The sequence below is a fragment of the Aurantiacibacter xanthus genome (genome assembly GCF_003584015.1).
In the GTDB taxonomy this organism is placed as follows: Bacteria; Pseudomonadota; Alphaproteobacteria; order Sphingomonadales; family Sphingomonadaceae; genus Alteraurantiacibacter; species Alteraurantiacibacter xanthus.
The window spans coordinates 146,566-170,954 of the sequence record NZ_QXFM01000140.1; the positions used below are offsets into that span (position 1 = coordinate 146,566).

At 64.1% G+C, this 24,389-nt stretch carries 28 protein-coding genes and 1 tRNA gene; 14 read left to right on the forward strand and 15 right to left on the reverse strand.

Translation table 11 applies throughout. The annotated features are described in order from the left end of the window. Positions 1-75 precede the first annotated feature (75 nt). Genes D2V17_RS18850 through dusB form a run of 3 tightly spaced genes read right to left on the reverse strand, consistent with a single transcriptional unit; the run spans position 76 to position 3,586 of the window. Entirely contained in the window at positions 76-1,485 is a 1,410-nt protein-coding gene (locus D2V17_RS18850) for a sigma 54-interacting transcriptional regulator (RefSeq protein ID WP_119594689.1), read from the reverse strand. Next, positions 1,482-2,573, reverse strand: a complete 1,092-nt coding sequence (locus tag D2V17_RS18855) for a two-component system sensor histidine kinase NtrB (protein ID WP_245978820.1) — start codon at positions 2,571-2,573, stop codon at positions 1,482-1,484. Before D2V17_RS18855 ends, D2V17_RS18850 begins: the two co-directional genes overlap by 4 nt. Next, positions 2,570-3,586 carry a tRNA dihydrouridine synthase DusB gene (gene dusB / locus D2V17_RS18860; protein ID WP_119594690.1) on the reverse strand — a complete coding sequence of 339 codons (1,017 nt, stop codon included), beginning with the start codon at positions 3,584-3,586 and terminating at the stop codon, positions 2,570-2,572. Before dusB ends, D2V17_RS18855 begins: the two co-directional genes overlap by 4 nt. Positions 3,587-3,670: 84 nt before the next feature. Here dusB and D2V17_RS18865 point away from each other — a divergent pair, with 84 nt between their 5' ends. From D2V17_RS18865 to D2V17_RS18875, 3 genes are read left to right on the forward strand one after another with little or no spacing between them, the layout of a single operon-like run. Next, positions 3,671-4,840 carry a bifunctional 2-C-methyl-D-erythritol 4-phosphate cytidylyltransferase/2-C-methyl-D-erythritol 2,4-cyclodiphosphate synthase gene (locus D2V17_RS18865; RefSeq protein ID WP_119594691.1) on the forward strand — a complete coding sequence of 390 codons (1,170 nt, stop codon included), beginning with the start codon at positions 3,671-3,673 and terminating at the stop codon, positions 4,838-4,840. A 13-nt stretch (positions 4,841-4,853) separates the two neighbouring features. Continuing rightward, positions 4,854-5,384 carry a hypothetical protein gene (locus D2V17_RS18870; protein WP_119594692.1) on the forward strand — a complete coding sequence of 177 codons (531 nt, stop codon included), beginning with the start codon at positions 4,854-4,856 and terminating at the stop codon, positions 5,382-5,384. A gap of 2 nt (positions 5,385-5,386) precedes the next feature. Next, the gene (locus D2V17_RS18875; RefSeq protein WP_119594693.1) at positions 5,387-5,887 is read left to right on the forward strand and encodes a CinA family protein; all 501 of its coding nucleotides are present in this window, start codon (positions 5,387-5,389) and stop codon (positions 5,885-5,887) included. Here D2V17_RS18875 and D2V17_RS18880 read toward each other — a convergent pair. Both D2V17_RS18880 and lipA read right to left on the reverse strand, forming a co-directional pair. Further along, positions 5,848-6,309 carry a type II toxin-antitoxin system RatA family toxin gene (locus D2V17_RS18880; protein WP_119594694.1) on the reverse strand — a complete coding sequence of 154 codons (462 nt, stop codon included), beginning with the start codon at positions 6,307-6,309 and terminating at the stop codon, positions 5,848-5,850. The genes D2V17_RS18875 and D2V17_RS18880 overlap by 40 nt on opposite strands. Beyond that, positions 6,309-7,244: a lipoyl synthase gene (gene lipA, locus D2V17_RS18885; protein ID WP_119594695.1), complete on the reverse strand. Its 936-nt coding sequence runs from the start codon at positions 7,242-7,244 to the stop codon at positions 6,309-6,311. Before lipA ends, D2V17_RS18880 begins: the two co-directional genes overlap by 1 nt. Positions 7,245-7,306: 62 nt before the next feature. Between lipA and D2V17_RS18890 the strand changes: the two genes are divergently transcribed. The 3 genes from D2V17_RS18890 to D2V17_RS18900 are packed head-to-tail and all read left to right on the forward strand — an operon-like array spanning position 7,307 to position 9,580. After that, complete coding sequence (locus D2V17_RS18890; protein ID WP_119594696.1) at positions 7,307-7,954, forward strand: carbonic anhydrase; 648 nt, start codon at positions 7,307-7,309, stop codon at positions 7,952-7,954. A 47-nt stretch (positions 7,955-8,001) separates the two neighbouring features. Further along, on the forward strand, positions 8,002-8,727 hold the full coding sequence (locus tag D2V17_RS18895; protein WP_119594697.1) for an NYN domain-containing protein: 726 nt from the start codon (positions 8,002-8,004) through the stop codon (positions 8,725-8,727). A gap of 55 nt (positions 8,728-8,782) precedes the next feature. After that, a complete protein-coding gene (locus D2V17_RS18900) occupies positions 8,783-9,580 on the forward strand; it encodes a DUF1206 domain-containing protein (protein WP_119594698.1) in 798 nt (265 codons plus the stop codon). Between the two features lie 4 nt (positions 9,581-9,584). On the opposite strand, the gene D2V17_RS18905 is transcribed toward D2V17_RS18900, so the two are convergent. Together D2V17_RS18905 and mutL are read right to left on the reverse strand one after the other, a co-directional pair. Then, positions 9,585-10,091, reverse strand: a complete 507-nt coding sequence (locus tag D2V17_RS18905; protein ID WP_119594699.1) for a hypothetical protein — start codon at positions 10,089-10,091, stop codon at positions 9,585-9,587. Further along, positions 10,091-11,902, reverse strand: a complete 1,812-nt coding sequence (gene mutL, locus D2V17_RS18910) for a DNA mismatch repair endonuclease MutL (RefSeq protein WP_119594700.1) — start codon at positions 11,900-11,902, stop codon at positions 10,091-10,093. Before mutL ends, D2V17_RS18905 begins: the two co-directional genes overlap by 1 nt. Positions 11,903-12,087: 185 nt before the next feature. Here mutL and D2V17_RS18915 point away from each other — a divergent pair, with 185 nt between their 5' ends. The 6 genes from D2V17_RS18915 (at position 12,088) to D2V17_RS18940 (ending at position 18,020) form a co-directional block, all read left to right on the forward strand. Beyond that, a complete protein-coding gene (locus D2V17_RS18915) occupies positions 12,088-13,134 on the forward strand; it encodes a rod shape-determining protein (RefSeq protein ID WP_119594701.1) in 1,047 nt (348 codons plus the stop codon). A 32-nt stretch (positions 13,135-13,166) separates the two neighbouring features. After that, positions 13,167-14,159, forward strand: a complete 993-nt coding sequence (mreC, locus tag D2V17_RS18920; protein WP_119594702.1) for a rod shape-determining protein MreC — start codon at positions 13,167-13,169, stop codon at positions 14,157-14,159. Continuing rightward, entirely contained in the window at positions 14,156-14,713 is a 558-nt protein-coding gene (locus tag D2V17_RS18925) for a rod shape-determining protein MreD (RefSeq protein WP_245978821.1), read from the forward strand. The genes mreC and D2V17_RS18925 overlap by 4 nt, the downstream gene beginning before the upstream one ends. A gap of 3 nt (positions 14,714-14,716) precedes the next feature. Then, on the forward strand, positions 14,717-16,744 hold the full coding sequence (gene mrdA, locus D2V17_RS18930) for a penicillin-binding protein 2 (protein ID WP_119594704.1): 2,028 nt from the start codon (positions 14,717-14,719) through the stop codon (positions 16,742-16,744). Continuing rightward, positions 16,741-17,856 carry a rod shape-determining protein RodA gene (rodA, locus tag D2V17_RS18935; protein ID WP_119594705.1) on the forward strand — a complete coding sequence of 372 codons (1,116 nt, stop codon included), beginning with the start codon at positions 16,741-16,743 and terminating at the stop codon, positions 17,854-17,856. The genes mrdA and rodA overlap by 4 nt, the downstream gene beginning before the upstream one ends. An 88-nt stretch (positions 17,857-17,944) precedes the next feature. Next, positions 17,945-18,020, forward strand: a tRNA-Lys gene (locus D2V17_RS18940). Positions 18,021-18,037: 17 nt separating this feature from the next. Here D2V17_RS18940 and D2V17_RS18945 read toward each other — a convergent pair. From D2V17_RS18945 to D2V17_RS22030, 5 genes are read right to left on the reverse strand one after another with little or no spacing between them, the layout of a single operon-like run. After that, the gene (locus D2V17_RS18945) at positions 18,038-19,165 is read right to left on the reverse strand and encodes a tyrosine-type recombinase/integrase (protein WP_119594706.1); all 1,128 of its coding nucleotides are present in this window, start codon (positions 19,163-19,165) and stop codon (positions 18,038-18,040) included. Next, the gene (locus tag D2V17_RS22025) at positions 19,069-19,386 is read right to left on the reverse strand and encodes a helix-turn-helix domain-containing protein (protein ID WP_119594707.1); all 318 of its coding nucleotides are present in this window, start codon (positions 19,384-19,386) and stop codon (positions 19,069-19,071) included. Before D2V17_RS22025 ends, D2V17_RS18945 begins: the two co-directional genes overlap by 97 nt. 2 nt (positions 19,387-19,388) lie before the next feature. Further along, positions 19,389-19,700, reverse strand: coding sequence for a DUF736 domain-containing protein (locus D2V17_RS18955; protein ID WP_102153917.1), 312 nt, complete (start codon positions 19,698-19,700; stop codon positions 19,389-19,391). Continuing rightward, positions 19,697-19,918 (reverse strand): DUF2274 domain-containing protein, encoded by a 222-nt coding sequence (locus D2V17_RS18960; protein ID WP_119594708.1) that lies wholly within the window; start codon positions 19,916-19,918, stop codon positions 19,697-19,699. The genes D2V17_RS18955 and D2V17_RS18960 overlap by 4 nt, the downstream gene beginning before the upstream one ends. A 15-nt stretch (positions 19,919-19,933) precedes the next feature. Beyond that, a complete protein-coding gene (locus D2V17_RS22030) occupies positions 19,934-20,224 on the reverse strand; it encodes a TrbI/VirB10 family protein (protein WP_425453656.1) in 291 nt (96 codons plus the stop codon). Here D2V17_RS22030 and D2V17_RS22035 point away from each other — a divergent pair. Continuing rightward, complete coding sequence (locus D2V17_RS22035; protein ID WP_425453657.1) at positions 20,125-20,376, forward strand: DNA -binding domain-containing protein; 252 nt, start codon at positions 20,125-20,127, stop codon at positions 20,374-20,376. The genes D2V17_RS22030 and D2V17_RS22035 overlap by 100 nt on opposite strands. A 279-nt stretch (positions 20,377-20,655) precedes the next feature. On the opposite strand, the gene D2V17_RS18975 is transcribed toward D2V17_RS22035, so the two are convergent. Then, positions 20,656-21,243, reverse strand: a complete 588-nt coding sequence (locus D2V17_RS18975; protein WP_119594710.1) for an ATPase — start codon at positions 21,241-21,243, stop codon at positions 20,656-20,658. After that, complete coding sequence (locus tag D2V17_RS18980) at positions 21,240-21,596, reverse strand: ParD-like family protein (protein ID WP_119594711.1); 357 nt, start codon at positions 21,594-21,596, stop codon at positions 21,240-21,242. The genes D2V17_RS18975 and D2V17_RS18980 overlap by 4 nt, the downstream gene beginning before the upstream one ends. Positions 21,597-21,909: 313 nt before the next feature. Between D2V17_RS18980 and D2V17_RS18990 the strand changes: the two genes are divergently transcribed. Next, positions 21,910-23,526, forward strand: a complete 1,617-nt coding sequence (locus D2V17_RS18990; protein WP_147367469.1) for a hypothetical protein — start codon at positions 21,910-21,912, stop codon at positions 23,524-23,526. A gap of 24 nt (positions 23,527-23,550) precedes the next feature. On the opposite strand, the gene D2V17_RS18995 is transcribed toward D2V17_RS18990, so the two are convergent. Continuing rightward, a protein-coding gene (locus tag D2V17_RS18995) for an IS5 family transposase (RefSeq protein WP_119593901.1) occupies positions 23,551-24,311 on the reverse strand; the annotation gives its coding sequence in 2 pieces (ribosomal slippage) (positions 23,551-23,975 and positions 23,975-24,311; 762 coding nt in all). Positions 24,312-24,389 lie beyond the last annotated feature (78 nt).

The window sequence follows — 24,389 nt, forward strand, 5'->3', positions numbered from 1 at the left end:
GGGCTGGCAGAGTTCACGTGGCAATCATACAACACTGCTGTTGCCGATGAGCAAGCGTTATTTTGTGCAGCGCAGCTAGCCTTGCGTATAGTGCTCGGGGTCGATGTCCAGCTCACCCAGCCGCTTGCGCAAGGTGTTGCGGTTGATTCCAAGCAGTTGCGCGGCCTTGAGTTGGTTGCCTCCGGTGCGGCGCAGCGCGTGGCGCATCAGCGGCCTCTCGAACTGCGCAAGCGCCTCGTGATAGAGCACCCCCTCGCCGAACTGCTGCTGCGTCAGCCAGCGTTCGACCGTGGCGGCGAAATCGGCGGGCTGCTCGGCACTGCCCATGTCGCCATCATCGACCAGCAGTTCCTTGATGGTGGCGGCATCGATCTCGTCCTGCCGGGCGAGCAGCGCGGCGCGATAGACGAAGTTCTGCAACTCGCGCACGTTACCGCGCCAGGGCTGGCGAGCCAGCAGCGCAGCCGCTTCGCGCGACAGGCCGCGCCGAGGCAGGCCATCGTCAGCCGCGCGGGCGAGGAAGTGCCGCGCCAAGGGCTCGATATCGTCCTGACGGTCGCGCAGCGGCGGCAGGCGGATCGGCACCACGTTGAGGCGATAGAACAGGTCTTCGCGGAACATGCCCGAGGCGATCATCGGAGCAAGGTCGCGATTGGTGGCAGCGACGATGCGCACGTCGACCGCGATTTCCTCGCTCCCGCCCACGCGCCGGATGCGCCCCGATTGCAGCGCACGCAGCAAGCGGGTCTGCGCCTCGGCGGGCATGTCGCCGATCTCGTCGAGAAACAGCGTACCGCCGTGGGCCTGCTCGAACTTGCCGACGCTGCGCGCGGTCGCGCCAGTGAAGGCGCCCTTCTCGTGGCCGAACAGCTCGCTTTCGATCAACTCGCGCGGGATAGCCGCTGCGTTGAGCGCGACGAACGGCCCGCTCTTGCGTTTGCCAAGCTGGTGGATAGCCTCGGCCACAAGTTCCTTGCCGGTGCCGCTTTCGCCGAGCACCAGCACCGACAGATCGTTCCCCAGCAAACGCGAGATCAGGCGATAGACCTCCTGCATCGCGGTGCTGCGGCCAATCAGCGGCAGGCCATCGCCCGGCTCTTCGCTCTGGGCATCGCTGCTTTTGCGGTTTGCCACCGCCTGGCATGCCGCTCTGACCAGCTCATCGAGGTCGAACGGCTTGGGGAAGTACTCAAAGGCCCCGCCGCTGGTCGCGCGCACGGCGGTGTCGAGGGTGTTCTGGGCCGAGAGAATGATCACCGGCATATCGGGATAGGCCTCGCGCACCGCGCCGAGCGTGGCGATGCCGTCGCCGTCGGTCAGCATCACGTCGGTGAGCATCACGCCATAGCCATCGCCAGCGAGCAGCCGGTCGCGCTCGGCGATGGAGTCGCACGAATCGACGGCGAAGCCCTCGTCCTCCAGCGCGCTGCGGATGACGGTGGCGATGGCGTTGTCGTCTTCGACCAACAGGGCCTTGCGGTTCATGCAGTCTTCTCCGGTTTGGCCATGGGGAGGTGGATACGGAAGTGCGTCCATCCTCCCGCTTCATCGCGTTCGTGGGTGATGCGGCCATCCATGTCGCGCACCAGCTTCTGCACCAGCGCGAGGCCAAGGCCCTGCCCATTGGGCTTGCTGGAGACGAACGGCTCGAAAATATGGTCGCGCAGGCTGGCGTCGACGCCCGGCCCGTTATCGCTGACGGTGATCTCGATCGGCAGTTTCACCGAACGCCCCAGCCGCATGACATTCATCACCAGCCCGCTGACAAAGCGGGTGCGAATAACGATTTGTGGCTCGGTGGCAGAGGCGCAGGCATCGCGGGCATTGGCCATGAGGTTGACCAGCACCTGCACCAGCGCCCCCTCGTTGGCCATCACCGGCGGCAGCGAGGGGTCGAACTCCTCGCGCCAGGTGACGGAAAGGTCGGTCGCGATCTGCACCGTCTCGTAGGCGCGGTGGATCGCGGTGTGGAGATTCACCGGCCCGATGGGTTCTGCCCGCTCGCGGCCCAGCCGCTGCATCCGGTCGATCAATGCGGCGATGCGGTCGACCTCGTCGGCGATCAGGCGGGTCCAGGCCAGTTCGCCCTCCTTCGCCTTGCGCCCGAGCAATTGCGCCGCCCCGCGAATGGCGGCGAGCGGATTCTTGATCTCGTGCGCGAGCACGGCAGGGCCGCGCAAATTCGCGCGGCGTTCCTCGTCGTCGAGCAGCTCGCCCTGCCCCTTTTCGGACAGGGTGACCACGCGCCAGCCGGGATGGACCGGCATCGGCGATACCGTGAGATTTGTGCGTAAGCGATTTTCGCCGAGCTTCAGCTCAAGCCCGCGCACGATCAGCTGAGTCTCGCCCTTGCGCAGCTTGTCGACGAGATGCTGCTGCTCGACGTTCACGATCTCGAGCAGGCTCCGGCCCATCAGCCTCCGGGCGCTGATCCCGATCATGCTCTCGGCGGCGGGGTTCGCCTCGGCAATGGTGAGATCGGGGCCGACCAGCAGCATCGCGAAGCTGACCCCCGCGATCTGGTCGCGCGCGTCGGGGCGCGTGCCGGACTGGGGAGCGAAGCTCTCGCTCACGCGGCCCTTCGGTGCACGAATGGGTCGTAGAAGTCGGCGAGATCGGCCAGCACCTGGCGCGGGTCGTCGACGAAGTTGACCCTGTTGCGGAACTCGGCCGAGCCGTGCATTCCCTTGGTGTACCAGCCCAGATGCTTGCGCGCGATCTTCACGCCGACATCCTCGCCATAGTGATCGAGCATCATGATATAGTGCTCGACCACGAGGCGATATTGCTCGTCGAAACCGGGCGTCTCGCGCTTTTCGCCGGTCTGCCACCAGTGCATTACCTGACCGAGCAGCCAGGGCCTGCCATAGGCGCCGCGCCCGATCATGATGCCGTCCGCACCCGACTGGTCGAGCGCCTTGGCGGCATCGTTGATGGTGCAGATATCGCCGTTGGCGATGACGGGGATGGTCACCGCGTCCTTCACCTTGCGGATAAAGGCCCAGTCTGCGCTGCCCTTGTACATCTGGTTGCGCGTGCGACCGTGCACGGTGATCAGCTGCACGCCCAGATCCTGCGCGATGCGCGCCAGCTCGGGCGCGTTGAGGCTGGCGTGGTCCCAGCCCATGCGCATCTTGACGGTGACGGGCACCTTCACCGCCTTCACCGTGGCTTCCATCAGCTTGATGGCGAGCGGAACCTCGCGCATCAGCGCGCTACCGGCAAATTGGCCCACGACCTTGCGCACCGGGCAGCCGAAGTTGATGTCGATGATCGCCGCGCCGTTGCCCTCTTGCAGTTTGGCCGCTTCGGCCATGCTGGCGGGATCGCAGCCCACGAGCTGCATCGAGACCGGCTCTTCGGTCGCGTGCCAGGCCGCCTTCTGCACCGACTGGCGCGTTTCGCGGATGGCGGCCTCGCTGGCGATCATCTCGGTGACGTTGAGCCCCGAGCCATAGCGGCGCACGATGCGGCGGAACGGCAGGTCGGTCACGCCGGTCATCGGCGCGAGCACGACCGGACAGCCGACCTCGACCGGGCCGACCATGATCGGCTTCAAGGCCGGTGGAGGGGGCAATGTGCTCATAGGAAAAAGGTGTGCCTAAAATATGGGCAGGCGCATAGTGGATTGCGAGGGACGCGGCAAGTCGCTAGCCCGCGCGGGTTTGTTATGACCCAGTCTCACGCCCCTGCCCTGCCCGCCGGATGCGCTGCGGTGATCGTCGCCGCCGGCAAGGGCCTGCGCGCAGGTCAGCCGCTGCCCAAGCAGTTTGCGCTGTGGCGCGGCAAGCCTGTGTTGCGGCACGCGGTCGAGGCGCTGGGCGCTGCCGGAGTCTCGCCGATTGCCGTGGCGATTCCCGAGGGTGCGGACGCTCTGGTTTCCAAGATGTTGGGCGGGATTGCAGACATTGTGCTCGTCACCGGCGGTGCCACGCGGCAGGAGAGCGTCGCGCGCGGGCTGGAGGCTCTCGCCGCGCATGATCCGCACACGGTCCTGATCCACGATGCCGCCCGCCCCGACTGCCCACCTGACGTTATCGCGCGGCTTGTTGCGGCTCTGGCCGGGCATCCCGGCGCTATACCGGTGCTGCCGGTGGTCGATTCGATGGTGATCGCGCGCGAAGGCCTGATGGAGGCGGACGCAAAGCGCGAGCAATTGCGCCGGGTGCAGACCCCGCAGGCATTCCGCTATGCCGATATCCTCGCCGCCCACCGCGCATGGCAAGGCGCGCCCGAGGCTGGCGACGATGCGCAGGTGCTGCGCGCCCATGGCGGTACGGTAGCGCTGGTCGATGGCGACGAACGGCTCGCCAAGCTCACCTTCAAGGAGGATTTCGTGGACCAGCAAGCAAGCGCCCTGCCCCCGGTCCGCACCGGGATGGGCTATGACGTTCACCGTCTCGCGGCGGGTGAGGAGCTGTGGCTGTGCGGGGTGCGGATCGCGCACGACAAGGGCCTTGCGGGCCATTCGGACGCCGACGTTGCCATCCACGCACTGGTCGATGCGATCCTCGGGGCCGTGGCGGCGGGCGATATCGGCCAGCACTTCCCGCCGTCCGACCCGCAGTGGAAGGGCGCTTCTTCCGACCGGTTCCTCGTCCATGCGACAAAGCTCGCGAACGAGCGCGGCTATGCCATCGGTAATGTCGATGTCACGATCATCTGCGAAGCGCCCAAGATCGGTCCGCACCGCGAGGCCATGCGCGCGCGGCTGGCCGAGCTGCTGAATGTCGGCACCGAGTTCATTGCCGTGAAAGCGACCACCACCGAAAGACTGGGCTTTGCCGGTCGCGGCGAAGGCATTGCCGCGCAGGCAATTGCCACCCTGGTCCGGCTGTGAAAGGATCCTTGTCATGACTCTCGCAAAGACCTCTGCGCTGGCCGCTGCCGCCCTGGCGCTTGCTTCCCAGCCTGCCCTTGCTCAAGCGCCGCGCGATTGCATCAGCGAGGCAGAAGTCAGCGCGATGGTGATCTATGCGGTCCCGTCTGCCCTGCGCGGGGTGCAGAGCCGCTGCGGCGCAAACCTTGCTCCCAATGGCTTTCTTGCCACCAGTGGCGCGCGGCTGGCACAGCGCTATGCCGCGGCATCCGATGCCAACTGGCCACGCGCGCTGAGCGGGCTCAACCTCATGGTCGGCAGCGGCGAGCTTAAGCAGCAGGCCCCCATTCAACTCGATCAACTGCCTCCGGAATTCGTGCGCCCGCTGTTTGACGAGATGATCGCACAGAAGGTGGCGACACAAGTGGCTGTGGCCGATTGCCGCCGCATCGAGCGTGCGGCGGAGGCTTTCTCTCCGCTCGAACCCGAGGAACTGGGGCGAATCTCCGCCGTTGTTCTTAGTCTGGTCGGGGTCGACAAACCCAAGATATGCACGGTGAACTGATCATGCCCGATTCCGTCCTTCCCAAGCAAATCGCCGATCTGGCCGAGCGGGTTATCGCCGAGAACGCCGCTATCGGTCGCAAGGTCGTGCTGGCGGAAAGCTGCACGGGCGGCCTCGTCGCGGCCGCGCTGACCGAGGTGCCGGGCTCCTCCGCCGTGCTGGAACGCGGCTATGTCACCTATTCCAACACTGCGAAGATGGGCGATCTTGGCGTGTCCCAGGACATCATCGACGCCTTTGGCGCGGTGTCGGTGGCCTGCGTCTATGCCATGGCGCAGGGCGCGCTTGAACGCAGCGAGGCGGCGGACGTATCGGTCGCGATCAGCGGCATTGCCGGGCCGGATGGTGGCACCGCCACCAAGCCCGTCGGCACCGTGGTCTTCGCCCGGATGGTGCGCGGCGAGGAGCAGCCCACCGCCGAAGAGCGGCTGTTCGACGAACACACCCGCGCCGGAGTGCGCTTTCAGGCGACGCTGTGCGCGCTGGAGCTGTTGCTGCCGTAAAGCTCGGCGGCGCGCGTCTCGAATGCCGCCACCATCTTGCGGAAGGCGCGGTCGACATACTGGCCCGCCAGCGCTTCGAACATGCGATTCTTGAATGCAAAGTCGACGCTGAAGTCGATCTCGCAACCGGCTTCGCCTCGGTCGTGGAACAGCCAGCAGTTGTCGAGGTCGCGCATCGGCCCATCGACATAGTGCACCTCGATCCGGTTCGGCCGGTCGAGCAAGACGCGCGAGGTGAATTTCTCGCGCAGCGCCTTGAACCCCACCAGCATATCGGCGGTCATGCCCTCCTCAGTGCGGTCGCGCACGCGCGTGGCCACGACCCAGGGCAGGAACTTGCTGTAGTTGCCGACGTCGGCCACGAGGTCGAACATCTGTTCGGCGCTGTAGGGCAGCGCACGGGTCTCACGGATGGCAGGCATCAGGCGTTCTTTTGGGCCTGCTTTGCCAGCTTCGCCTCGCGCGCGGCGCGCATTTCGGCAAAGTCTTCACCCGCGTGATAGCTCGACCGCGTCAGCGGGCTGGAAGCGACCTGCAGGAAGCCCTTCGCCCGCGCGATCGAGCCATAGGCGTTGAACGTCTTGGGCTCGACGAACTCGATCACCGGGGTGTGCTTCGGCGTCGGCTGGAGGTACTGCCCCATGGTGAGAAAATCGACCTCGGCCGAGCGCATGTCGTCCATCACCTGATGCACTTCGAGCCGCTGCTCGCCCAGCCCGAGCATGATGCCCGACTTGGTGAAGATCATCGGATCGTGCCGCTTCACCTCTTCGAGCAGCCGCAGCGAGGCATAGTAGCGCGCACCGGGCCGGATCGTGGGATAGAGCCGCGGCACGGTTTCAAGGTTGTGATTGTAGACATCCGGCCCGGCGGCGCAGATCGCCTCGACGCTCGCGCGCATTTTGCCGCGGAAGTCGGGGGTGAGAATCTCGATAGTGGTGTTCGGCGTCTCGCGGCGCAGCGCCTCGATCACCTTTACGAACTGCCCTGCCCCGCCATCGGGCAGGTCGTCGCGGTCGACGCTGGTGATGACGATATGCTCCAGCCCCATTTCGGCGGCGGCCGTGGCGACATGCTCGGGTTCGAGCGGGTCGACCATCCGCGGCATGCCCGTTTTCACGTTGCAGAACGCGCAGGCGCGGGTGCAGACGTCGCCGAGAATCATCACCGTGGCGTGCTTCTTGGTCCAGCACTCGCCGATGTTCGGGCAGGCGGCCTCCTCGCACACGGTGTTGAGGCCCAGATCGCGCATCAGTTTGCGCGTTTCATTGTATCCCTTGGAGACGGGAGCCTTGACGCGAATCCAGTCGGGCTTGCGTCGTCTTTCGGGGTTCGGTGCGGCGGAGAGATCGTTCATCACGCCCCCACTTAAGCAAGCCTCTTGCCATAGGCAATGCCGCTGGGGCACAGGATCGCCTCATGACCAAGCTGACGCCCGATTTTGCCGCCCTTCTCGATGGCTACACCCGCTTCCGCAAGAACGGCTATGTCGAAAGCCGTGAACGCTGGGAGGCACTGCGCGAAGGGCAAGAGCCGAAGGTGATGATTATCGCCTGCTCCGACAGCCGGGTCGATCCGACTCAGATCTTCGACGTCTCGCCGGGCGAGATCTTCGTGGTGCGCAACGTCGCCGCGCTGGTCCCTCCGTTCGAGACGACGCCGGGCCAGCACGGTGTGTCCGCTGCGCTCGAATTCGCGGTGCAGTTTCTGAAAGTAACCGAGGTGCTGGTGATGGGGCATGGCATGTGCGGCGGCTGCAATGCCGCGCTGACGCAGGCGCTTCATGGCAACCGTCTCGGCGAAGGCGGCTTTGTCGCTTCGTGGATTTCGATGCTCGACCCCGTGCGCGATCCGATCGTCGCCGAGCACGGAACCAGCGGCCGCGAGGCCGAACGGGCGATGGAGCACGAGGCGGTCAAGGTGAGCCTTGCCAACCTGCGCAGCTTCCCCTGCGTGCAGGAAAAGGAGCCGACCGGCGAACTGACGCTGCGCGGTGCCTATTTCTCGATCAACGAGGGCATCCTGCACCTGCTCGACGAGAGCGACGGCAAGTTCAAGCCCGCTTGAGCCTTAACCAACTTGCCTTTGCGGCAGGCGGAGACCATTTGAACGCGATGCAACAAGCAGCCCTCAAGAACATCGCCCTGTTGATCGACGCCGACAACGCCAGCCACGCCGGGATCGACCCGGTGCTGACGGTGCTGGCCGAGCTGGGGCAGGTCAACATCCGCCGCGCCTATGGCAACTGGGCCAAGCCCACGCTCTCCAAGTGGAGCAAGATCACGCATCGCTTCGGGCTTCAGCCGATGCAGCAGTTCGACCTCACCAAGGGCAAGAACGCCACCGACATGGCGATGACAATCGATGCAATCGACCTGCTCTATCGCGGCAAGGTCGATGGCTTCGGCATCATGAGTTCGGACAGCGATTTCACCCCGCTGGTCACGCGGCTGCGGCAGGACGGTTTGATCGTCTATGGCTTCGGCAGCGAGAAGGCACCCGAAGCCTTCCGCACCGCCTGCACCCGCTACATCGATGTCGACCGACTGATCCATACCGCCGCCAAGGACGACGACGAACGCCCCGAGCAGGAGGGCGAAAGCGAGGCGCTCGATGCTGACGTGATCGAATTGCTCGGCAGCGCGTGGAAGGCCGCCAGCCGCGACGAAAACGGATTTGCACGCTTGCAGGAGGTTGGCCAGATCGCCGGCAACCGCTCCAGCTTCGACGTGCGCAACCACGGCTACAAGAAGCTGGCCGATCTGGTCCGCGCCAAGAGCGACCGCTTCAAGCTCGAAAAGCGCGAGAACGGCCAGCTCTATGTAAAACGGCTGCGCTGAGGCACCTTTCCATTCGCCAAGCGTATGATCCCCAAGCTCTTTTGGGGGAATATGCATGGTCGACAAGTCCGAGAAATTCGAATGGCTGGTGCGCCTCGGCTATGTCAGCCGCGCCATCCTTTATGCGGTACTCGGCCTGATCGCGCTCACCAGCGCCAGCCAGATGAAACGCGGCACCGAAGGCATATTTGCCGCAGTCGAGAACTTTGCGCTGGGGCAGTTCGTGCTGTGGGTGATGGTGCTGGGACTGTGCGCCTATGCGCTGTTCCGCCTCGCCTCGACCTTTTTCGATATCGAGAACAACGGCAGCGACGCCAAGGGCTGGGCCAAGCGCATTGGGCACGCGGGCAGCGCCATCGGCCATTTCGCGCTGGCGTGGACGGCGTACAAATTCGCCACCGGGCCGAACTCCGGCGGCGGCGGTGCGCGGGACGCTGCGGCAGGCCTGATGAGCCTGACCTTCGGGCCAAGCCTGCTTGGCCTGCTGGGCATCGCTTTCGGCGTGACCGCGCTGTTTCAGCTGAAAAAGGCGATATCGGGAGCGTTCATGCACCGCATCGGCGCCGGCGCGCCCTCGGCCACGCGCTGGCTCGGCGGCCTTGGTTATGGGGCGCGGGCGGTGGTCTATGGGGTGATTGGCTGGTCGCTCGTAAAAGTAGGCTTCCTCGCGGCCGGCACCGGCGAGGTGAAGACCCTGGGCGACGCGGTAGCGAGTCTGGCCGACGATGGTGCGGTGTTCACGATCACCGCGCTTGGGCTGCTGTTGTTCGGGCTCTTCAGTCTGGTGCTGGCGCGCTACCGGATCATCCCCGAGCTGGATCTGGACCGCAAGGTGCCCGCTTTCCGGGCCTGATCTGTCAGACCCCGCAGCTCACCGTTCCGCTGCCGGTGTAGACGTTGCGATCCCACCGGTCGCGCAGCCAGATCGTGCCCTGATAGATCGTGCTCTCGCTGGCATTGGGGTCTTCCTGGCCTTCGCCATCGATCTGGAGACGCAGGGAGAAGCGCCTGCCGTTATAGAGCGAGCGGGTCCGGCCCGCGAGTTCGCGTGCGCCCGGATCGGCGGCAAAGCGCACCATGTCGCCGTCGATCTTCATATAGGCGTCGGCCTCGCGTGCGATCACGCGCGCGCCCATGCTGGTGCCCGGCGCATAGGCGCAGGAGGCCCCGTAAAGGTCGGCCTTCTCGATATCGGGATAGAGGATGGCCTGCGGGATCACCTCCTCGATCGGTGGCGGCGCATCGTTGGCGGCGCGCACCATCTCGACGATCTTCTTGTCCTCGGCGGCCTGTTCGGCCGGGTCGGGGTCCTGCCCGCAGGATGCAAGGGCAAGACCCAGCGAAATAAGAAGTGCCCCGCGCATCAGTGTCTCCCGAACAGTTTTTCGACGTCGGCCAGCGACAGGCGGACCCAGGTGGGACGCCCGTGGTTGCATTGGCCTGAACGTGGGGTCGTTTCCATTTCTCGCAGCAGGGCGTTCATCTCGGCAACGCTCAATACCCGCCCTGCCCTTACCGAACCGTGGCAGGCCATGGTTGCCAGCACATGCTCGATCCGTTCACCAAGAAGCAGCGCGCCGCCATTGGCGGCAATGTCGTCGGCAATGTCGGCGAGGAGCTTCGCCGGGTTCGCCTTCTTCAACGAGGCAGGCATCGCGCGCACCAGCATGGCCGCGGGGCCAAACCGCTCGACCGCAAGGCCGAGTTGCGCAAGATCCTCGGCGCAGTCCTCGATCCGGTCGCAGGCGGCTTCGTCGAGTTCGACCACTTCGGGCATCAGGAGCGCCTGACTGGCGGCAACCTTGTCGCCCACCCCTGCCGCGCGCAACCGTTCGAGCACGATCCGCTCGTGCGCGGCGTGCTGGTCGACGAGGATCAGCCCCTCCGCCGATTCGGCCACGATATAGGTGCCCGCAACCTGTCCGCGCGCAATCCCGAGCGGATAGTCGGCCTCTTCCTCGGCGATGGGCTCGGCAGGTTCGGCGCGGCCCTGCGGTGCATCGAGCACGGCGGCAGGCGTGCTGAACATCGCGGGGCTTTCGGCCACAGAGGACGGCGCAGAGAACGAAGACGACGGCGCGGTCAAGTCGCGCCCGGTGAACAGCGAGCGCAGCGCTGGAGCGGGCGTGGTCGGCTCCGCCTGCCAGCGGCCCATCGCTGCGGCATCGGGTGCCTGAGCGCTGCGCCGGTCGCCCGTTGCCAGCGCCTGCCTCAGCCCCGAAACGATGAAGCCGCGAATACCGGCGGAATCGCGAAAACGAACCTCGGTCTTGGCCGGATGGACGTTCACGTCGACCTCTTCCGGGGGCAGATCGAGAAACAGCGCCAGCACCGCATGCCGGTCGCGCGCGAGCATATCGGCATAGGCTCCGCGCACGGCCCCGGTCAGCAGCCGGTCCTTTACCGGGCGGCCATTGACGAACAGATACTGGTGGTCGGCCACGCCGCGGTTGTAGGTCGGCAGCCCCGCGATGCCCGACAGGCGCAGCTCATCGCGCTCGAACTCTATGGCGACGCCGTTTTCCTTCAGCTCGCGCGCGACGATCTGGGCAACGCGCGCTTCGGTCCCCTCCCCGCCCTGCACCGAGAAAATGCGCCGTCCGCCGTGCTCGAAGGTGAAGGCGATGTCGGGGCGGGCCATGGCGAGGCGACGTACGACCTCGTTGCAGGCGGCATATTCGCTGCGCGCGGTGCGCAGGAACTTGCGCCGCGCCGGAACCTTGCCGAACAGCTCCTCCATCCGCACCCGCGTGCCCGGCGGGAGCGCAGCGGGCTCGTCCGCGACCACCGCGCCATGGTCGACCACGCGGCGCCAGCCCTGCTCGCTCCCGTGCGGTCGGCTTTCCAGCGTCAACCGCGCAACGCTGGCGATGGAGGGCAAGGCCTCGCCCCGGAAGCCCAGCGTGGCGACCTGTTCGATAGCCTCGTCGGGCAGCTTGGAGGTCGCATGCCGTTCGAGCGCCAGCGCCATTTCCTCCGGGCTCATGCCGCAGCCGTCGTCGGTCACCTCGATCCGTCCGAGCCCGCCGTCCTCGATGGCGACGAGCACCCGCGTGGCCCCGGCGTCGATGGCGTTTTCGACCAGCTCCTTGAGCGCGGAAGCCGGGCGTTCGACCACCTCACCGGCGGCGATCCGATTCACGAGATGCTCAGGGAGACGACGTATTTTCGACATGTCCAGGCACGTCTAACGCCTCGAGCGAGGCAATTCGAGCCGAGACGGGGCAAAACTACGATGTTCTCTACAAAATTTTTGGCCTTTGCCGCCGAGCCGCGCTAAGGAGCGCGTCTTCCACCACCCGGTCGGCTGACTGCTCCCGTGAGTCTGGGCCGCCTGCCACTTATCGCATGGATAGCTTGATGAGTTCGTTCCTCTCGAAAATGTTCAAATTCGGTTCGCAGAACATGGCCATCGATCTCGGCACGGCCAATACGCTGGTCTACGTTCAGGATCGCGGGATCGTTCTTAACGAGCCTTCGGTGGTGGCGATTGAGACGCTCAATGGCGTAAAACGCGTGAAGGCCGTCGGCGAAGACGCCAAGATGATGATGGGCAAGACCCCGGATTCGATCGAGGCCATTCGCCCGCTGCGCGACGGTGTCATCGCCGACATCGAAATCGCGGAAGAGATGATCAAGCACTTCATCCGCAAGGTCCACGGCAAGCGCACCCTGCTGCGCTACCCGGAAATCGTGATCTGCGTGCCCTCGGGCTCGACCTCGGTTGAGCGCCGCGCGATTCGCGATGCCGCCAGCAATGCCGGCGCTTCGGAAGTGTTCCTCATTCTCGAACCGATGGCCGCCGCGATTGGCGCCGACATGCCGGTGACCGAGCCGGTCGGCTCGATGGTCGTCGATATCGGCGGCGGCACCACCGAGGTCGCAGTGCTGTCGCTGCGCGGTCTTGCTTACACCACCTCGGTCCGCACCGGCGGCGACAAGATGGACGAAGCCATCGTCTCCTACGTGCGCCGACACCACAACCTGCTGATCGGCGATGCCACGGCGGAGCGGATCAAGAAGGACTACGGCGTCGCCATCGTGCCCAAGGATGGCGTGGGCGAAACCATCGTGCTCAAGGGCCGCGATCTCGTGAACGGTGTGCCCAAGGAAATCCAGATCAACCAGGCGCACATCGCCGAGGCGCTGTCCGAACCGATTGGCGCCATCGTCGAAGGCGTGCGCATCGCGCTTGAGAACACCGCGCCCGAACTCGCGGCGGACATCGTCGATCAGGGTATAGTGCTTACCGGTGGCGGCGCGCTGATCCGCAGCCTCGACGAACATATCCGCGACGAGACCGGTCTGCCGGTGTCGGTGGCGGAAGATCCGCTGTCGTGCGTGGCGCTGGGCACGGGTCGGGCCATGGAAGACCCGATGTATCGCGGCGTATTGATGACCGCCTGATCGGCGGCTGAAACAAGGAGAGCGCGCGGGCCATGGCACCGCCGGCGGCACAGCGCAGCGGCATCAATCGCAGGGCGCAGTTTGGCGTCTTCGCGGGCTATCTGCTCGCGTCGATCGGGGCTGCGATCGGCGCACTGCTCCTCATCGTCTCGCTGGTTCGTCCGGAAGCCTTCGCCGGCCTGCGGACCATGGCGAGCGACGTCTCGGCGTCGGTGGGCGATGCAGGGGCTGCCAGTCGCGTGGGCACCAGCAACTTCTTCGATGCCATTGCCGGCTACTATGAGGCGGGCAGCAAGAACGCGCGCATGAAGGAAGAGATCGCCATCGCGCGGGTGAAACTCGCCGAGGCACGCGCGGTCGAGCAGGAAAACGAAGAACTGAAGGCGGTGCTCGGCCTCTCGCAGGACGAGCGCAAGCCGGTCGCCATCGCGCGCCTGATCGGCTCGACCTCGGTCAGCGCACGGCGCTTTGCCTACCTTTCGGCGGGGCGTAACGATGGCGTGAAGGTTGGCATGCCGGTAACGTCGCCGATGGGGCTGGTGGGGCGCGTGCTCGAAGTCGGGCGGACCAGTTCGCGCGTGCTGCTGCTGACCGACAGCGAATCGATCGTACCGGTGCGCCGGGCGACCGACAATGTGGTCGCTTTCGCCGAGGGGCGCGCCGATGGCTCGCTGCGGCTGCGGCTGATCTCGCTCGGGATCAACCCGCTGAAGATCGGCGACGTGTTCGTGACGTCGGGTTCGGGCGGAATGTTCCGCCCCGGCATTGCGGTGGCCATGGTGACCGAACTGAACGACGACGGCGGTATCGCCCGCCTCCTGAGCAACCCGGCGGCGACCGACGTGGTGCTGGTCGAGCCGGTGTGGCAACCCGAAGCGGTTGCCATGCTTCGGCGTCCGCCCGCCGGCCCGACCGACGAGGGCATCAAGGAGGTCGCCGAGGCCTTGCCCGAGCGTCGGGCCTCCCCCCCGCCTCCGCTCCCCCAGCCCGAAGCCTCGGCCGGAGCGGCTGCGGCTGACGAATGATGGAAAAGCTCAGCCCGACCGCGCGCAGGGATCTGTTCGGAAGCAAGATCAACCGCGATCACTGGGCCGTGCTCGTTTACGGGGTTCCGTGGCTCTCGATCATTCTGGCGTCGATGGTGCCAATGCTGCCGGTGATCGCCCCCGCCCCGGTGGTGCCGCCGCTGGCCTTCATGTTCCTGCTTGCGTGGCGTCTGCTGCGGCCCGGAGTGCTGCCGCTGTGGGCGGGCTTTCCGCTCGGCCTGTGTGACGATCTTCTGTCCGGCCAGCCGCTTGGCAGCAGCATCCTGCTGTTCTCGCTCACCCTGATTGCGCTCGATCTGTTCGAGCTGCGGTTCCCCTGGCGGGGCTTCTGGCAGGACTGGATTGTCGCTGCCGTGCTGATCACGCTGTTTCTGCTGCTTTCAGCGGTGTTTTCAGCGGCTAAGCTCGATTTGCTGCATTTTTGGCTGCTGGCGCCGCAGCTCTTGCTGTCGGTGGTGCTGTTTCCCATTATTGTGGGGGCCGTGGCGATGCTGGATCGCCTGCGTTTGCTCCGCGTGAAGCGAATTAACTGACCGATGGAACCGAGACTGAGCAGCAACTCCCTGAAGGAAACCTTCGACCGGCGCAGCTTCGTGCTGGGGGCGGTTCAGGGCGGTGTGGGCCTGCTGCTGGCGGCGCGCATGGGCTACATCGCCGTGGCCGAGAACGAGAAATACAAGATGGAGGCGGAGAGCAACCGCGTCAATCTTTCGCTCATCCCGCCGCGCCGTGGCTGGATTCTCGACCGCAACGGCTCGCCGCTCGCATCCAACCGCAGCGACTTCCGCGTCGACATCATCCCCGAGCGCCTGCACGACCGCGACGCAACGGTCGATCTGCTGGCCAAGGTGCTCGCCTTCGACGACCTTGAGCGCAAGGATCTGATCGAGCGGATCGAGAACGCCTCGAGCTTTCAGGTGGTGCCGGTCGCAAGCGGGCTCGATTTCGAGAAATACGCCGCGCTCACGGTGCGCCTGCCCGAACTACCGGGCGTGCTGCCGCAGCAATCCTATGCCCGCTACTATCCAACCGGAACCTCGGTCGGCCATCTGATCGGCTATGTCGGTGCACCCAGCCGCGAGGAATACGTCCTCGAGCCCAAGCCGCTGCTGCTCACGCCCGGTTTCAAGATGGGCAAGAACGGGATCGAAAAGCAGTTCGAGCAGGAATTGCGCGGCGTGCCCGGCGCGCGCCGCGTGGAAGTCACCGCGACGGGCCGCCGCGTGCGCGACCTCGAAACACGTGAGGACGTGCCCGGCAATCCGATCCGCCTCACCATCGACGGGCCGTTGCAGGACTATGCCGCCCGCCGCATTGGGCTCGAATCGGGTTCGGTGGTGGTGATCGACTGCCTGACGGGCGATCTTCTGTGCATGGCCTCGATGCCGAGTTTCGATCCCAACAGCTTCTCCGACGGGATTGGCCGCGTCGAATATTCGATGCTGAGCGAGAACGACCGGGTGCCCCTGCGCAACAAGGTGTTGCAAGGGCTCTACCCGCCCGGTTCGACCGTGAAGCCGATGGTGGCGATGGCTTTTCTGGAAGCGGGGCTGTCACCCGATGCCAGCGTCAGTTGCAACGGCGGTTTGCGCGTCGGCAACCGGGTATTCCACTGCTGGAACCGGCGCGGCCATGGCCGGGTCGACATGGCGAAGGGCATCTATCAGTCCTGCGACGTCTATTTCTATCACTTTGCCCAGCAGCTCGGGATGAACGTGATTTCCGACATGGCCCGCCGCTGTGGCCTGGGGCAGGAATTCCCGCTTCCCGTGGCCAGCCAGTTTTACGGCACCGTGCCCGATCCCGCATGGAAGCTGAAGAAGTATGGCCGCGAATGGCAGGCGTTCGACACGGTGAACGCCACGATCGGCCAGGGCTACATGCTCTTCAATCCGTTGCAGCTCGCCGTCTATTCCGCGCGCATCGCCACCGGCAGAACGGTGATGCCGCGCCTGATTCTTGACGGGAAGACCCCGAAGTTCAGCAGCATGAACTTCCATGGCGATCACGTGCAGGTCATCCAGAACGCGATGAGCGACGTGATCAACGGCCCCGGCACCGCCGGACGCGCGCGGCTGCCGATCGACGATGTGCTGATGGCTGGCAAGACCGGCACCGCTCAGGTGGTCTCGCTGGCGATCTCGAACGGCAAGAGCGGCCCGTGGAAATACCGCGACCACGGCCTGTTCATCAGCTTCGCCCCGTTCAACAATCCGCGCTATGCCTGCGCGGTGGTGATCGAGCACGGCGGCGGTTCGGGCTCGGCCTATCCAATCGCGCGCGATGTCATGACTTTCCTGTTCGATCCGGCCAAGGCGCTCGATGCGCTGCACGGCTTCGAGAAGCAGTGGGGCGGCACCGCGCAGCAGCGGCTCGCGCAGTCCTATGCCGCCTATGCTGCGGCGGCCGGGGTCGATCTGCCCCCCGCCCCGCCCCCGTTCAAGCTGGCGGAGAAGGTCGATGCCGAAGCCCGCGCTGCTACTGCCGAACCCGATACGCCAGTGACCGATGCGCTGGTGCCGCGCGAAGACCCGGTCGCCAGCGCCAATGGCAACCTGACATGAAGCGCGCGGTAACGCTGCCGGCGCCGCTGGCCCAGATTCCCTGGCAGGTTATTCTGCCGATTGCCCTGCTGGTCGCCTTCGGCGGCGCGGTGCTCTATTCGGCCGCGGGCGGATCGATGTCGCCCTATGCGACTTCTCACCTGCTGCGCTTCGTCGTCACGCTGTCGATGGCGATTGTGATGTCGTTCTTCCCGATGAACCTGGCCAAGCTGGCGGCCTTGCCGATCTATGCCGCCGTGGTGCTGCTGCTGATGCTGGTGGAGACGCTGGGCGCTATCGGCGGGGGCAGCCAGCGATGGCTGAACCTGGGCTTCATGGTGTTGCAGCCGTCAGAGTTCATGAAACCGGCAATCGTGCTGGTGCTGGCGTGGTTCTATCACGGCTTGCCGGTGGGCATGATTGGCACCTGGCGGGCCATTGTGCCCGCAGCCGGGCTGATTGGATTGCCGATGCTGCTGGTGCTGTTGCAACCCGATCTGGGGACGGCGCTGGCGATTGCCTTTGGCGGCGCGGTGGTGATGTTCCTCGCAGGCCTGCCGGGCAAGTGGTTTGCGGGCGGTGCGGCGGCGGCGCTGGTGGCGATCCCGCTGGCCTATTTCTTCGGACTGCAAGACTATCAACGGCGGCGCGTGACGACCTTCCTCGACCCCGAAAGCGATCCGCTGGGAGCGGGCTATCACATCACCCAGTCGAAAATCGCGATCGGTTCGGGCGGACTGTTCGGCAAAGGGTTTGGTCACGGATCACAAAGTTCGCTCGACTACCTGCCCGAGCCGCACACCGATTTCGTGTTCGCGACAATGGCCGAGGAGTGGGGGCTGGTGGGCGGCCTGTTCGTGCTGTTGATCTTCGGGCTGGTGCTGCGCTGGGGGCTGACAGTGGCACGCGATGCCGACGACCGATTCTCGCGGCTGCTGGCAGGCGGTATGGTGGCGACGATTTTCTTCTACGCGGCGGTCAACCTGATGATGGTGATGGGCATGGCGCCGGTGGTGGGAATCCCCTTGCCATTCATGAGTCACGGCGGATCTTCCATGCTTACCAACATGATATGTGTGGGTACTCTGATGATGGTCGACCGGTGGAACAAGCAGCCTGGCGGAAAGAATTAGCGAGAGGCAAAAAAACCTCTTTTCAAGCGCAAAACAATCGCTATTAGACGCCTCTCCCCGCGAGGGGGCCCGGAAAAACCACCGGTGTGGACGCATAGCTCAGTTGGTAGAGCAGCTGACTCTTAATCAGCGGGTCCTAGGTTCGAGCCCTAGTGCGTCCACCATTTTTCTTCCTTTACAATCAAGAGCTTACGTCGAGGCCGGCGACAAGCTTGAGCCGCGGACGGCTCTCACTGTGACCATTTTTGTGACCTGAGCTTTCCAGCTTTTCCGGGCAGTTAGACTTTTTCGTGTCTGTGACCGGATTAATCAGCGGGTCTGTGCCCGGTAAAATCAGCTGGTCGGCATAGGGCTGGAGGTGCTTCACCGACATGTGCGCATAACGCCGCACCATCGACTCCGATTTCCATCCCCCCAGCTCCTGAAGCACCCAGGTGGGCACATCATTCTGCCGGAGCCAGGTCGCCCAGGTGTGCCGCAGATCGTGCCAGCGAAAATCCTCGATCCCGCAGGCCTTCAATGCCGCACGCCAGGTCCGCGTATTCGCATTGGCAAGGCGCTTGCCCCGAAATGTGAACACATGAACCGGATGCTTGCCCTTCTGCCGCCGTAATACGCCAAGGGCCGCCTCGTTCAGGGGCACGCCGAGCGCCTCCCCGTTCTTGGTCTCGCCATATCCGATCGTGACGATGCGCCGGGTCATATCGACCTGATCCCATCGCAGATGGAGTATGTTGCCCTGACGCAGGCCGGTCGACAAAGCGAACAGCACCACCTCGCGCTGGTGTTCAGGAAGCCGACCCATGAGCTCGGCGGCCTGATCATGGGTGAGAAACCGCACCCTGACCCGGCCACTGCGCGCATAGGTCTTGAACGCCGGCACATGCGCGATCCATTCCCATTCCCGCATCGCCTTCCGGAAGATCGCGCGGATGAGCGCGACATAGAGATCCTTGGTGCGATCGCTCTTGCGGGCGAAATGGCGCGATATGAGCCGGTCGATCATGTCCCTGCTCACCTGATCCAATGTCTTGCCACGCAGATGCTTGGTGAACCACCGGATCCGGCTCACATCGTCCCGGTAGGACTTCTTGTGTGCCTTCTCCTTCAGCCACCGCAAAGCCGCCTCGTCCCAAGTCCGTTTCGGCTTCTGCTTCAGCCTGGCAAGGTCCCACAGCTCGGCCTTCAACTTGTCGTGAAATTCGAGCGCCTTCAGCCTGTCGGTCGTTCCAGTAGAGCGTCTAATGAGCGTTCCGTCAGGTGCTGTGAGCTTGACGTAGTATTTTCCTGCACGTTTCCAGAGTGCCATAATGCCTCCTTTCGTTGGGCACCTGACTGCATTCGTGCAGGCGCAGAGTAGCCCGAGCGAATCCAGGCGACAAGTTCGCCTTCCAAAAAGCGCCACTGGCGCCCGACGCGGGCCGCCGGAATGCGGCCCTCGGCCAGCAAATTGCGGATGGTGTTGGGGTGCACCTTGAGCAGCGCCGCCGCTTCCCGGATGGTCAGAACGCGCTCGGCATCCTCGCCCATGGTCAGACCTGCAGCACCAGTTGCGCGGTCATGCCTTCGGCGTCGGGGAACAGCATGGCGCTGAGCGGACAGAAGGGATCGTCGATCCGCACCCGCCAATATTCACGGGGAGGCTCGGTGCGCGACAGGCGCTCCCAGGCGTCCCCGATATGCTGCCAGCCCAGCATGACCCGGAACGCCGGGGCGTTGTCGCTGACCCTATTGTCGTTGGGCACAAGCCGGATCGCACGCTGGATGGAGAGGGTGTTGATCTCCCCTTCCCATCCGCCCTGCTTAGAGCGCCGGAAGCGGCCGATTGTCCGCTTCCGGGTCATGTCCCCGCCTCCATGTCCCTGCGCGCCTTGGCAAAGGCACGATCGCTGGCCAGAAAGCTGTCGAGCATGGCGGGAACGAGATCCGCCACTTCGGCCTTGTCGCCATAGGTCCGGTTGTAGATCGTCACATAGTCGCTGAGCGCATGGGCGAGATCGGGCGTGATGGTGATGGCCAGTTTGACCGGTGTCCGGTCGGGCAGTTTGGCGAGCTTGAGCATCGCGGCTCTCCTTGTCTAGCGGGCGCCCGCCCAAGGCCGCAGCACGATGTCCTTGTGGACGATCACGCGCAGCGGCCATCCGGGACGGACGGTGATGGTGGGCTGGATGTTGAGGTTCTTCGAGACGATCTGCTGCCCCGCCTGATTGGCGTATGCCCCGCCACTTGTTCCCCGCCGAACGGCGCGCGGACCGCTGGACGCTCGCCTTGCGTGCGCACGATGCGAGGGCGCACGGCGCGAGCCAACGTGAAGTGGCCGAAGCGTTGTTCGGAGTTGCACCCGTCCGGCGCGAGTGGGACGCAGCATCAGATCATCTGCGCTCCAAGATCCGGAGGCTGCTGCGCTTGGGTACTGGCATGACTGCGGGCGGGTGGCGGACCTTGCTCGCTCCTGCTTCGATCGGAGCCGCAGCAGCAAAAGATGGAGAGGAGAAGACAGGCGCGCCTCGCGAGGGGTAAACGGTCGGGAGCAAGGCTACCGACAGCCGACCGCGGAAACCCGCACGTCTATGCTGCCGTCTATCCGACCGCCCACGCCGAAATCGTTGCATTTCGAAGCGCCAGCAAACACTCGAAGCGCCGTTCCTCGATTGCTGCATTCTACACTCAAGCTCCGAGCCGTGCCCCCATGTGCATGTCAGCCCTTTACTGGCCGTGGATTTCGGCTGTCCGGTTCGCAACGGACCGACACGCTGCGGTGCGCGCCGGGCAGCCTGCCGGCCATCATTTCACGTCGCCTTATCTCTCTAGGTCGGTTTCATAAACCGTTCTGATCCAGTTGGGCAGGCGCGGCAACGCAAAGGCCAGCCGCCCGTTCGCGAATGTCAGGCAATGGCTCGGCGGTTCGTTGAGACGCGAATTGTCGAAGACCATGCCGCGATCTGCTTTAAGGACTGCGGCGCGGATGAATGGCGCGCCGCGCTCGTAACGGGCGCGGATTTTGTCCTCGGGTACGATATGTCCGCCTTCCTCAACGCGCGTACCGACACGCGCGACAGAGAGGTCTGGCGTATCGACGCCGACATGCATGACGATAACGGTGAAACCTTTGGTTCGTGCTTCGTCGATCAGTTCAAGCTTGGAGGGGTGCGAGAAGACCGTCTCGGTCACGAAATCCCGACCTCGAGAAAGATAGTCAGCCCGGCGCGAAGACGCGATCCTGGCTGCTTCGTAAGACGCGGCTGGAGAGGGATCGCGCAGTTCGTCGCGCTGGATGATGTCGGCGTTGATGAATGGTCCTGCGAAGCTTGGTGCTACGCGGGTCTGGTAGAGGGTCGACTTACCGGCACCGTTGGGTCCGGCAAGCACGATCATCGTCGGCGTCATGCCTTATGCGCGGCCTTCTCACGCACGAGATTGCCGGCTGCATCGAGACCGACACCTAGTCCAAGCTGCCGCCGCCGGGCAAAGAAAGCGTCTTCATCGGCCCCAGGCTGCCGCATCTTCTCGACAAAGCTGTCGAGCCAGACATCTTTTTCCTCATCAGTGAGGTCGGTTGTCTCGATGTCGCCAGCGAGCGCGGCGATGATGCGGGCATGATCGAAATTGCCCGATTTTTCGATGGCGCGGCCTATGCGCACCCAATGCGCGATCTGGCCAGCAATCGAGCGGCTCTGTAACTCGGACTCGCGGCGGACGATCTTCATGATGTCGTCAGCAAGTTTGATGGACTGGGCCATAGGTCACCTCCAGCCTATGAGGTAGCATTTTGCTACCTCTTTTTCAAGCGCGTCGCGCGAAGTTGAACCTAAGCGCGGTACGGCCGCATCGAGATGACGCCGGGCAACGGCGCAGAAGTCGGCGCGAGCTTTTCGGAAACGCCACGGGCGCCCGCTGAAATCGAAGTCCTATGCCGAAGCTGTGGCTGATATGCTTTGCGGCTATCTTGGAGAATTTCGCCGATCGGCTCGCGGGACCGGAGTCGCCAACAAAGCTGCCATTCTCTGACTGAAATCGCCTTGTCAAAAACCGTCGTACATTCATGTTAAGTGAATGCCCTTATCTACCGACCAACTCGCATACTTTGCGCAAACCGCCCATCGCTCGGCGATCGATCTTTTGTTCGAGCAATCTTGGGTAACGCTCTATCGCTGTGATGACGACGAAGCGTGGTTTAGCGGCCTTCTTGCGCCCGATCAGGTTAGCAAGGCGCTGAGTGACATCACCTGGGATCTTCACTGGCACAACATGCGTCCGTCGATCGTGACCTATGGATCCGGCCCTGATGCGCACGTCGAATATGAGCGGTTTCAAGACGAAGGCGTCGAACCCATCGTGATCGCGCGTGAGCATGGGAAAGGACCATTCTTCGTAGAGCTGGCTGAGGATATACGCCTTTATCTCAATCTCTATCCGGGTGAGGATGGCGCCCTCATCCGACATGGTGCGAGCGGTGAGCCCGAGGTGGTCGCAAGGGTCGATGCGCATGAGGTGTGCATCCGCAAAGGGCCGTTGCTCCAGTATCTTTCCGCGCGCCAGATGTATCTCGCTATCTATTTCGATCATATCGTGACGCTCAAAGGCGAGACCTCTAATCCGCTCCCGGAAGCTGAGCATTATGTCGATGTTCGCGAGCATGACCGCAGCTGGAGCTTTGGATCGCTCGACGATTCGGGGGGCCCTCTTTCGCGGCTCTGCGGCAAGCGGCTGCTCGCTCCACCGCCGAGATCTCGCGCCGACGATCGAGTTGAAGAAAACGATCGCTGTGGCTCGTTCATCATCCGTGAGGACGATCTCGGGCGCCCGGTTGAGCGTTCGGCCGACCCGAAAGCACTGGCCAATCTGTTCGGCGCCAATCCCGATGCACCGAACTATCTTACGCCGGTTTATTTCCAACGGGACGTGCTCGACCGCTATTTCCACAATCCGGATCGCTACGAGGTGAGCGATGGCGTCGTGCGCTGCGACCCGCATTGGGTGCTGCGCATGGACGATGATCATAGTGAACGCGTAGTCGTGTTCCTAGGCGATCTCGGCCGCGACCTGCCCTATACCGAGCAGCTCCATTGGCGTGCGCACAATATTCTGCCTGACGGCGGGTTGAGCGTGACCGCACGAACGCGAAGCTTCGACGCGCAGTTCGCCGATGGCGAGCAGCCCGAGCACCGTTTCAAATTTGCCTATCGACGCTTCTGCGATCGCTGGCTCGACGCGCATGGCTGGCCGCTTTTCAGGCCGCTTGCGAGGGGAGACGAACATCTTTTGACGAAGCTGCATGTGCCGACCTGCGACAATCCCGCCGAACTCGATGCCCAGTTGCTGGGGCTTGCCAAGATACTTGTCGACAGTCTCAACGATGGCGCGTTCGATGCTCAGTTAGGCGAGATCGAGGCGGGCGAACGCAGCCTCGGGAAGCTCCAGCGCTTTCTCGACGAACGCGGCTATCTCCATGCCGCGCGCGATCTCGCAACGCTTCGGACGATACAGTCCCTGCGCTCTACCGGTGCAGCGCATGGGCGTGGATCAGGCTATACAAAGGCCCTGAAGCGGTTGGGGCTCGATAATAAGCCGGCCCAGGCAATCGTGACCGCGTTGATCGAAGAGGCAATTCTCATGCTGGATGGGCTCGCCGATGCTGCCGACGATCTGGCTGCTGTGCCAACAACCTAGACGTTGGTCTAGACCGTAGACTCATTACGCGGCGCACCAAATGCGTGCACAGATAAGTTTGACTGCAGCGAGATAGTTTTGCGGGCACTTGTCGTAGCGGGTGGCGATGCCTCGGAAATGTTTGATGCGATTGAAGAAGCGCTCGACCAGATTGCGTTGGCGGTAGAGCCAGCCCGAGAATGCGAAGCGGTGCTTGCGATTGGAGCGTGACGGGATGTTGGCCCAGACGTTTTTGTTGGCGGCAGCTTCGCGGATGGCATTGCTGTCGTAGCCCTTGTCGGCCAGCAGCGTGGCGCCCTCGGGCATAACATCGAGCAGGGCCTTTACTTCCTGGCTGTCGTGGACCTGCCCGCCGGTCAGGCGCAGCGCGACGGGACGACCGTCAGCGTCAACGAGGGCATGGATCTTGCTCGTGAGGCCACCTCGGGAACGTCCCATGCCGCGATCTCCAGGTCCCCCTTTTTACCCGTCGCACCGTGCTGGTGAACGCGGACGCAGGTGGAGTCGATCATCACGATCTCGCCTTCGAAAGCGGCGGAAACTGCGGACAACAGTCTGTCCCATACCCCGGCTTTGCGCCAGCGGACAAACCGGTTGTAGCAGGTGGTCGAGGGGCCGTAGCGCTCAGGCACCTCGGCCCATGGTGACCCGGTCCGAAAACGCCAGAGTATCCCGTTCAGCACCCGCCTGTCATCGACGCGGGGAACGCCCCGCGGCTTGTTCGGCAGCAGGGGCTCGATGATCGCCCATTCTCTATCCGTCAGTTCGTATCGCCGCCGTGTCATCCTGCCTCCATCACAATGGAGAGCCTGAATCACGCAAACCGCCTAACCTCAAGACGGTTTATGAGTTTACCGCCTAGC

Excerpts from the sequence above, each read along its gene's own strand:
- D2V17_RS18850 (WP_119594689.1), bottom strand. The coding sequence starts at position 1,485 with ATGAACCGCAAGGCCCTGTTGGTCGAAGACGACAACGCCATCGCCACC.
- dusB (WP_119594690.1), bottom strand. The coding sequence starts at position 3,586 with ATGAGCACATTGCCCCCTCCACCGGCCTTGAAGCCGATCATGGTCGGC.
- D2V17_RS18865 (WP_119594691.1), top strand. The coding sequence starts at position 3,671 with ATGACCCAGTCTCACGCCCCTGCCCTGCCCGCCGGATGCGCTGCGGTG.
- D2V17_RS18870 (WP_119594692.1), top strand. The coding sequence starts at position 4,854 with ATGACTCTCGCAAAGACCTCTGCGCTGGCCGCTGCCGCCCTGGCGCTT.
- D2V17_RS18875 (WP_119594693.1), top strand. The coding sequence starts at position 5,387 with ATGCCCGATTCCGTCCTTCCCAAGCAAATCGCCGATCTGGCCGAGCGG.
- D2V17_RS18880 (WP_119594694.1), bottom strand. The coding sequence starts at position 6,309 with ATGCCTGCCATCCGTGAGACCCGTGCGCTGCCCTACAGCGCCGAACAG.
- lipA (WP_119594695.1), bottom strand. The coding sequence starts at position 7,244 with ATGAACGATCTCTCCGCCGCACCGAACCCCGAAAGACGACGCAAGCCC.
- D2V17_RS18890 (WP_119594696.1), top strand. The coding sequence starts at position 7,307 with ATGACCAAGCTGACGCCCGATTTTGCCGCCCTTCTCGATGGCTACACC.
- D2V17_RS18895 (WP_119594697.1), top strand. The coding sequence starts at position 8,002 with ATGCAACAAGCAGCCCTCAAGAACATCGCCCTGTTGATCGACGCCGAC.
- D2V17_RS18900 (WP_119594698.1), top strand. The coding sequence starts at position 8,783 with ATGGTCGACAAGTCCGAGAAATTCGAATGGCTGGTGCGCCTCGGCTAT.
- D2V17_RS18905 (WP_119594699.1), bottom strand. The coding sequence starts at position 10,091 with ATGCGCGGGGCACTTCTTATTTCGCTGGGTCTTGCCCTTGCATCCTGC.
- mutL (WP_119594700.1), bottom strand. The coding sequence starts at position 11,902 with ATGTCGAAAATACGTCGTCTCCCTGAGCATCTCGTGAATCGGATCGCC.
- D2V17_RS18915 (WP_119594701.1), top strand. The coding sequence starts at position 12,088 with ATGAGTTCGTTCCTCTCGAAAATGTTCAAATTCGGTTCGCAGAACATG.
- mreC (WP_119594702.1), top strand. The coding sequence starts at position 13,167 with ATGGCACCGCCGGCGGCACAGCGCAGCGGCATCAATCGCAGGGCGCAG.
- D2V17_RS18925 (WP_245978821.1), top strand. The coding sequence starts at position 14,156 with ATGATGGAAAAGCTCAGCCCGACCGCGCGCAGGGATCTGTTCGGAAGC.
- mrdA (WP_119594704.1), top strand. The coding sequence starts at position 14,717 with ATGGAACCGAGACTGAGCAGCAACTCCCTGAAGGAAACCTTCGACCGG.
- rodA (WP_119594705.1), top strand. The coding sequence starts at position 16,741 with ATGAAGCGCGCGGTAACGCTGCCGGCGCCGCTGGCCCAGATTCCCTGG.
- D2V17_RS18945 (WP_119594706.1), bottom strand. The coding sequence starts at position 19,165 with ATGGCACTCTGGAAACGTGCAGGAAAATACTACGTCAAGCTCACAGCA.
- D2V17_RS22025 (WP_119594707.1), bottom strand. The coding sequence starts at position 19,386 with ATGGGCGAGGATGCCGAGCGCGTTCTGACCATCCGGGAAGCGGCGGCG.
- D2V17_RS18955 (WP_102153917.1), bottom strand. The coding sequence starts at position 19,700 with ATGACCCGGAAGCGGACAATCGGCCGCTTCCGGCGCTCTAAGCAGGGC.
- D2V17_RS18960 (WP_119594708.1), bottom strand. The coding sequence starts at position 19,918 with ATGCTCAAGCTCGCCAAACTGCCCGACCGGACACCGGTCAAACTGGCC.
- D2V17_RS22030 (WP_425453656.1), bottom strand. The coding sequence starts at position 20,224 with ATGCTGCGTCCCACTCGCGCCGGACGGGTGCAACTCCGAACAACGCTT.
- D2V17_RS18975 (WP_119594710.1), bottom strand. The coding sequence starts at position 21,243 with ATGACGCCGACGATGATCGTGCTTGCCGGACCCAACGGTGCCGGTAAG.
- D2V17_RS18980 (WP_119594711.1), bottom strand. The coding sequence starts at position 21,596 with ATGGCCCAGTCCATCAAACTTGCTGACGACATCATGAAGATCGTCCGC.
- D2V17_RS18990 (WP_147367469.1), top strand. The coding sequence starts at position 21,910 with ATGCCCTTATCTACCGACCAACTCGCATACTTTGCGCAAACCGCCCAT.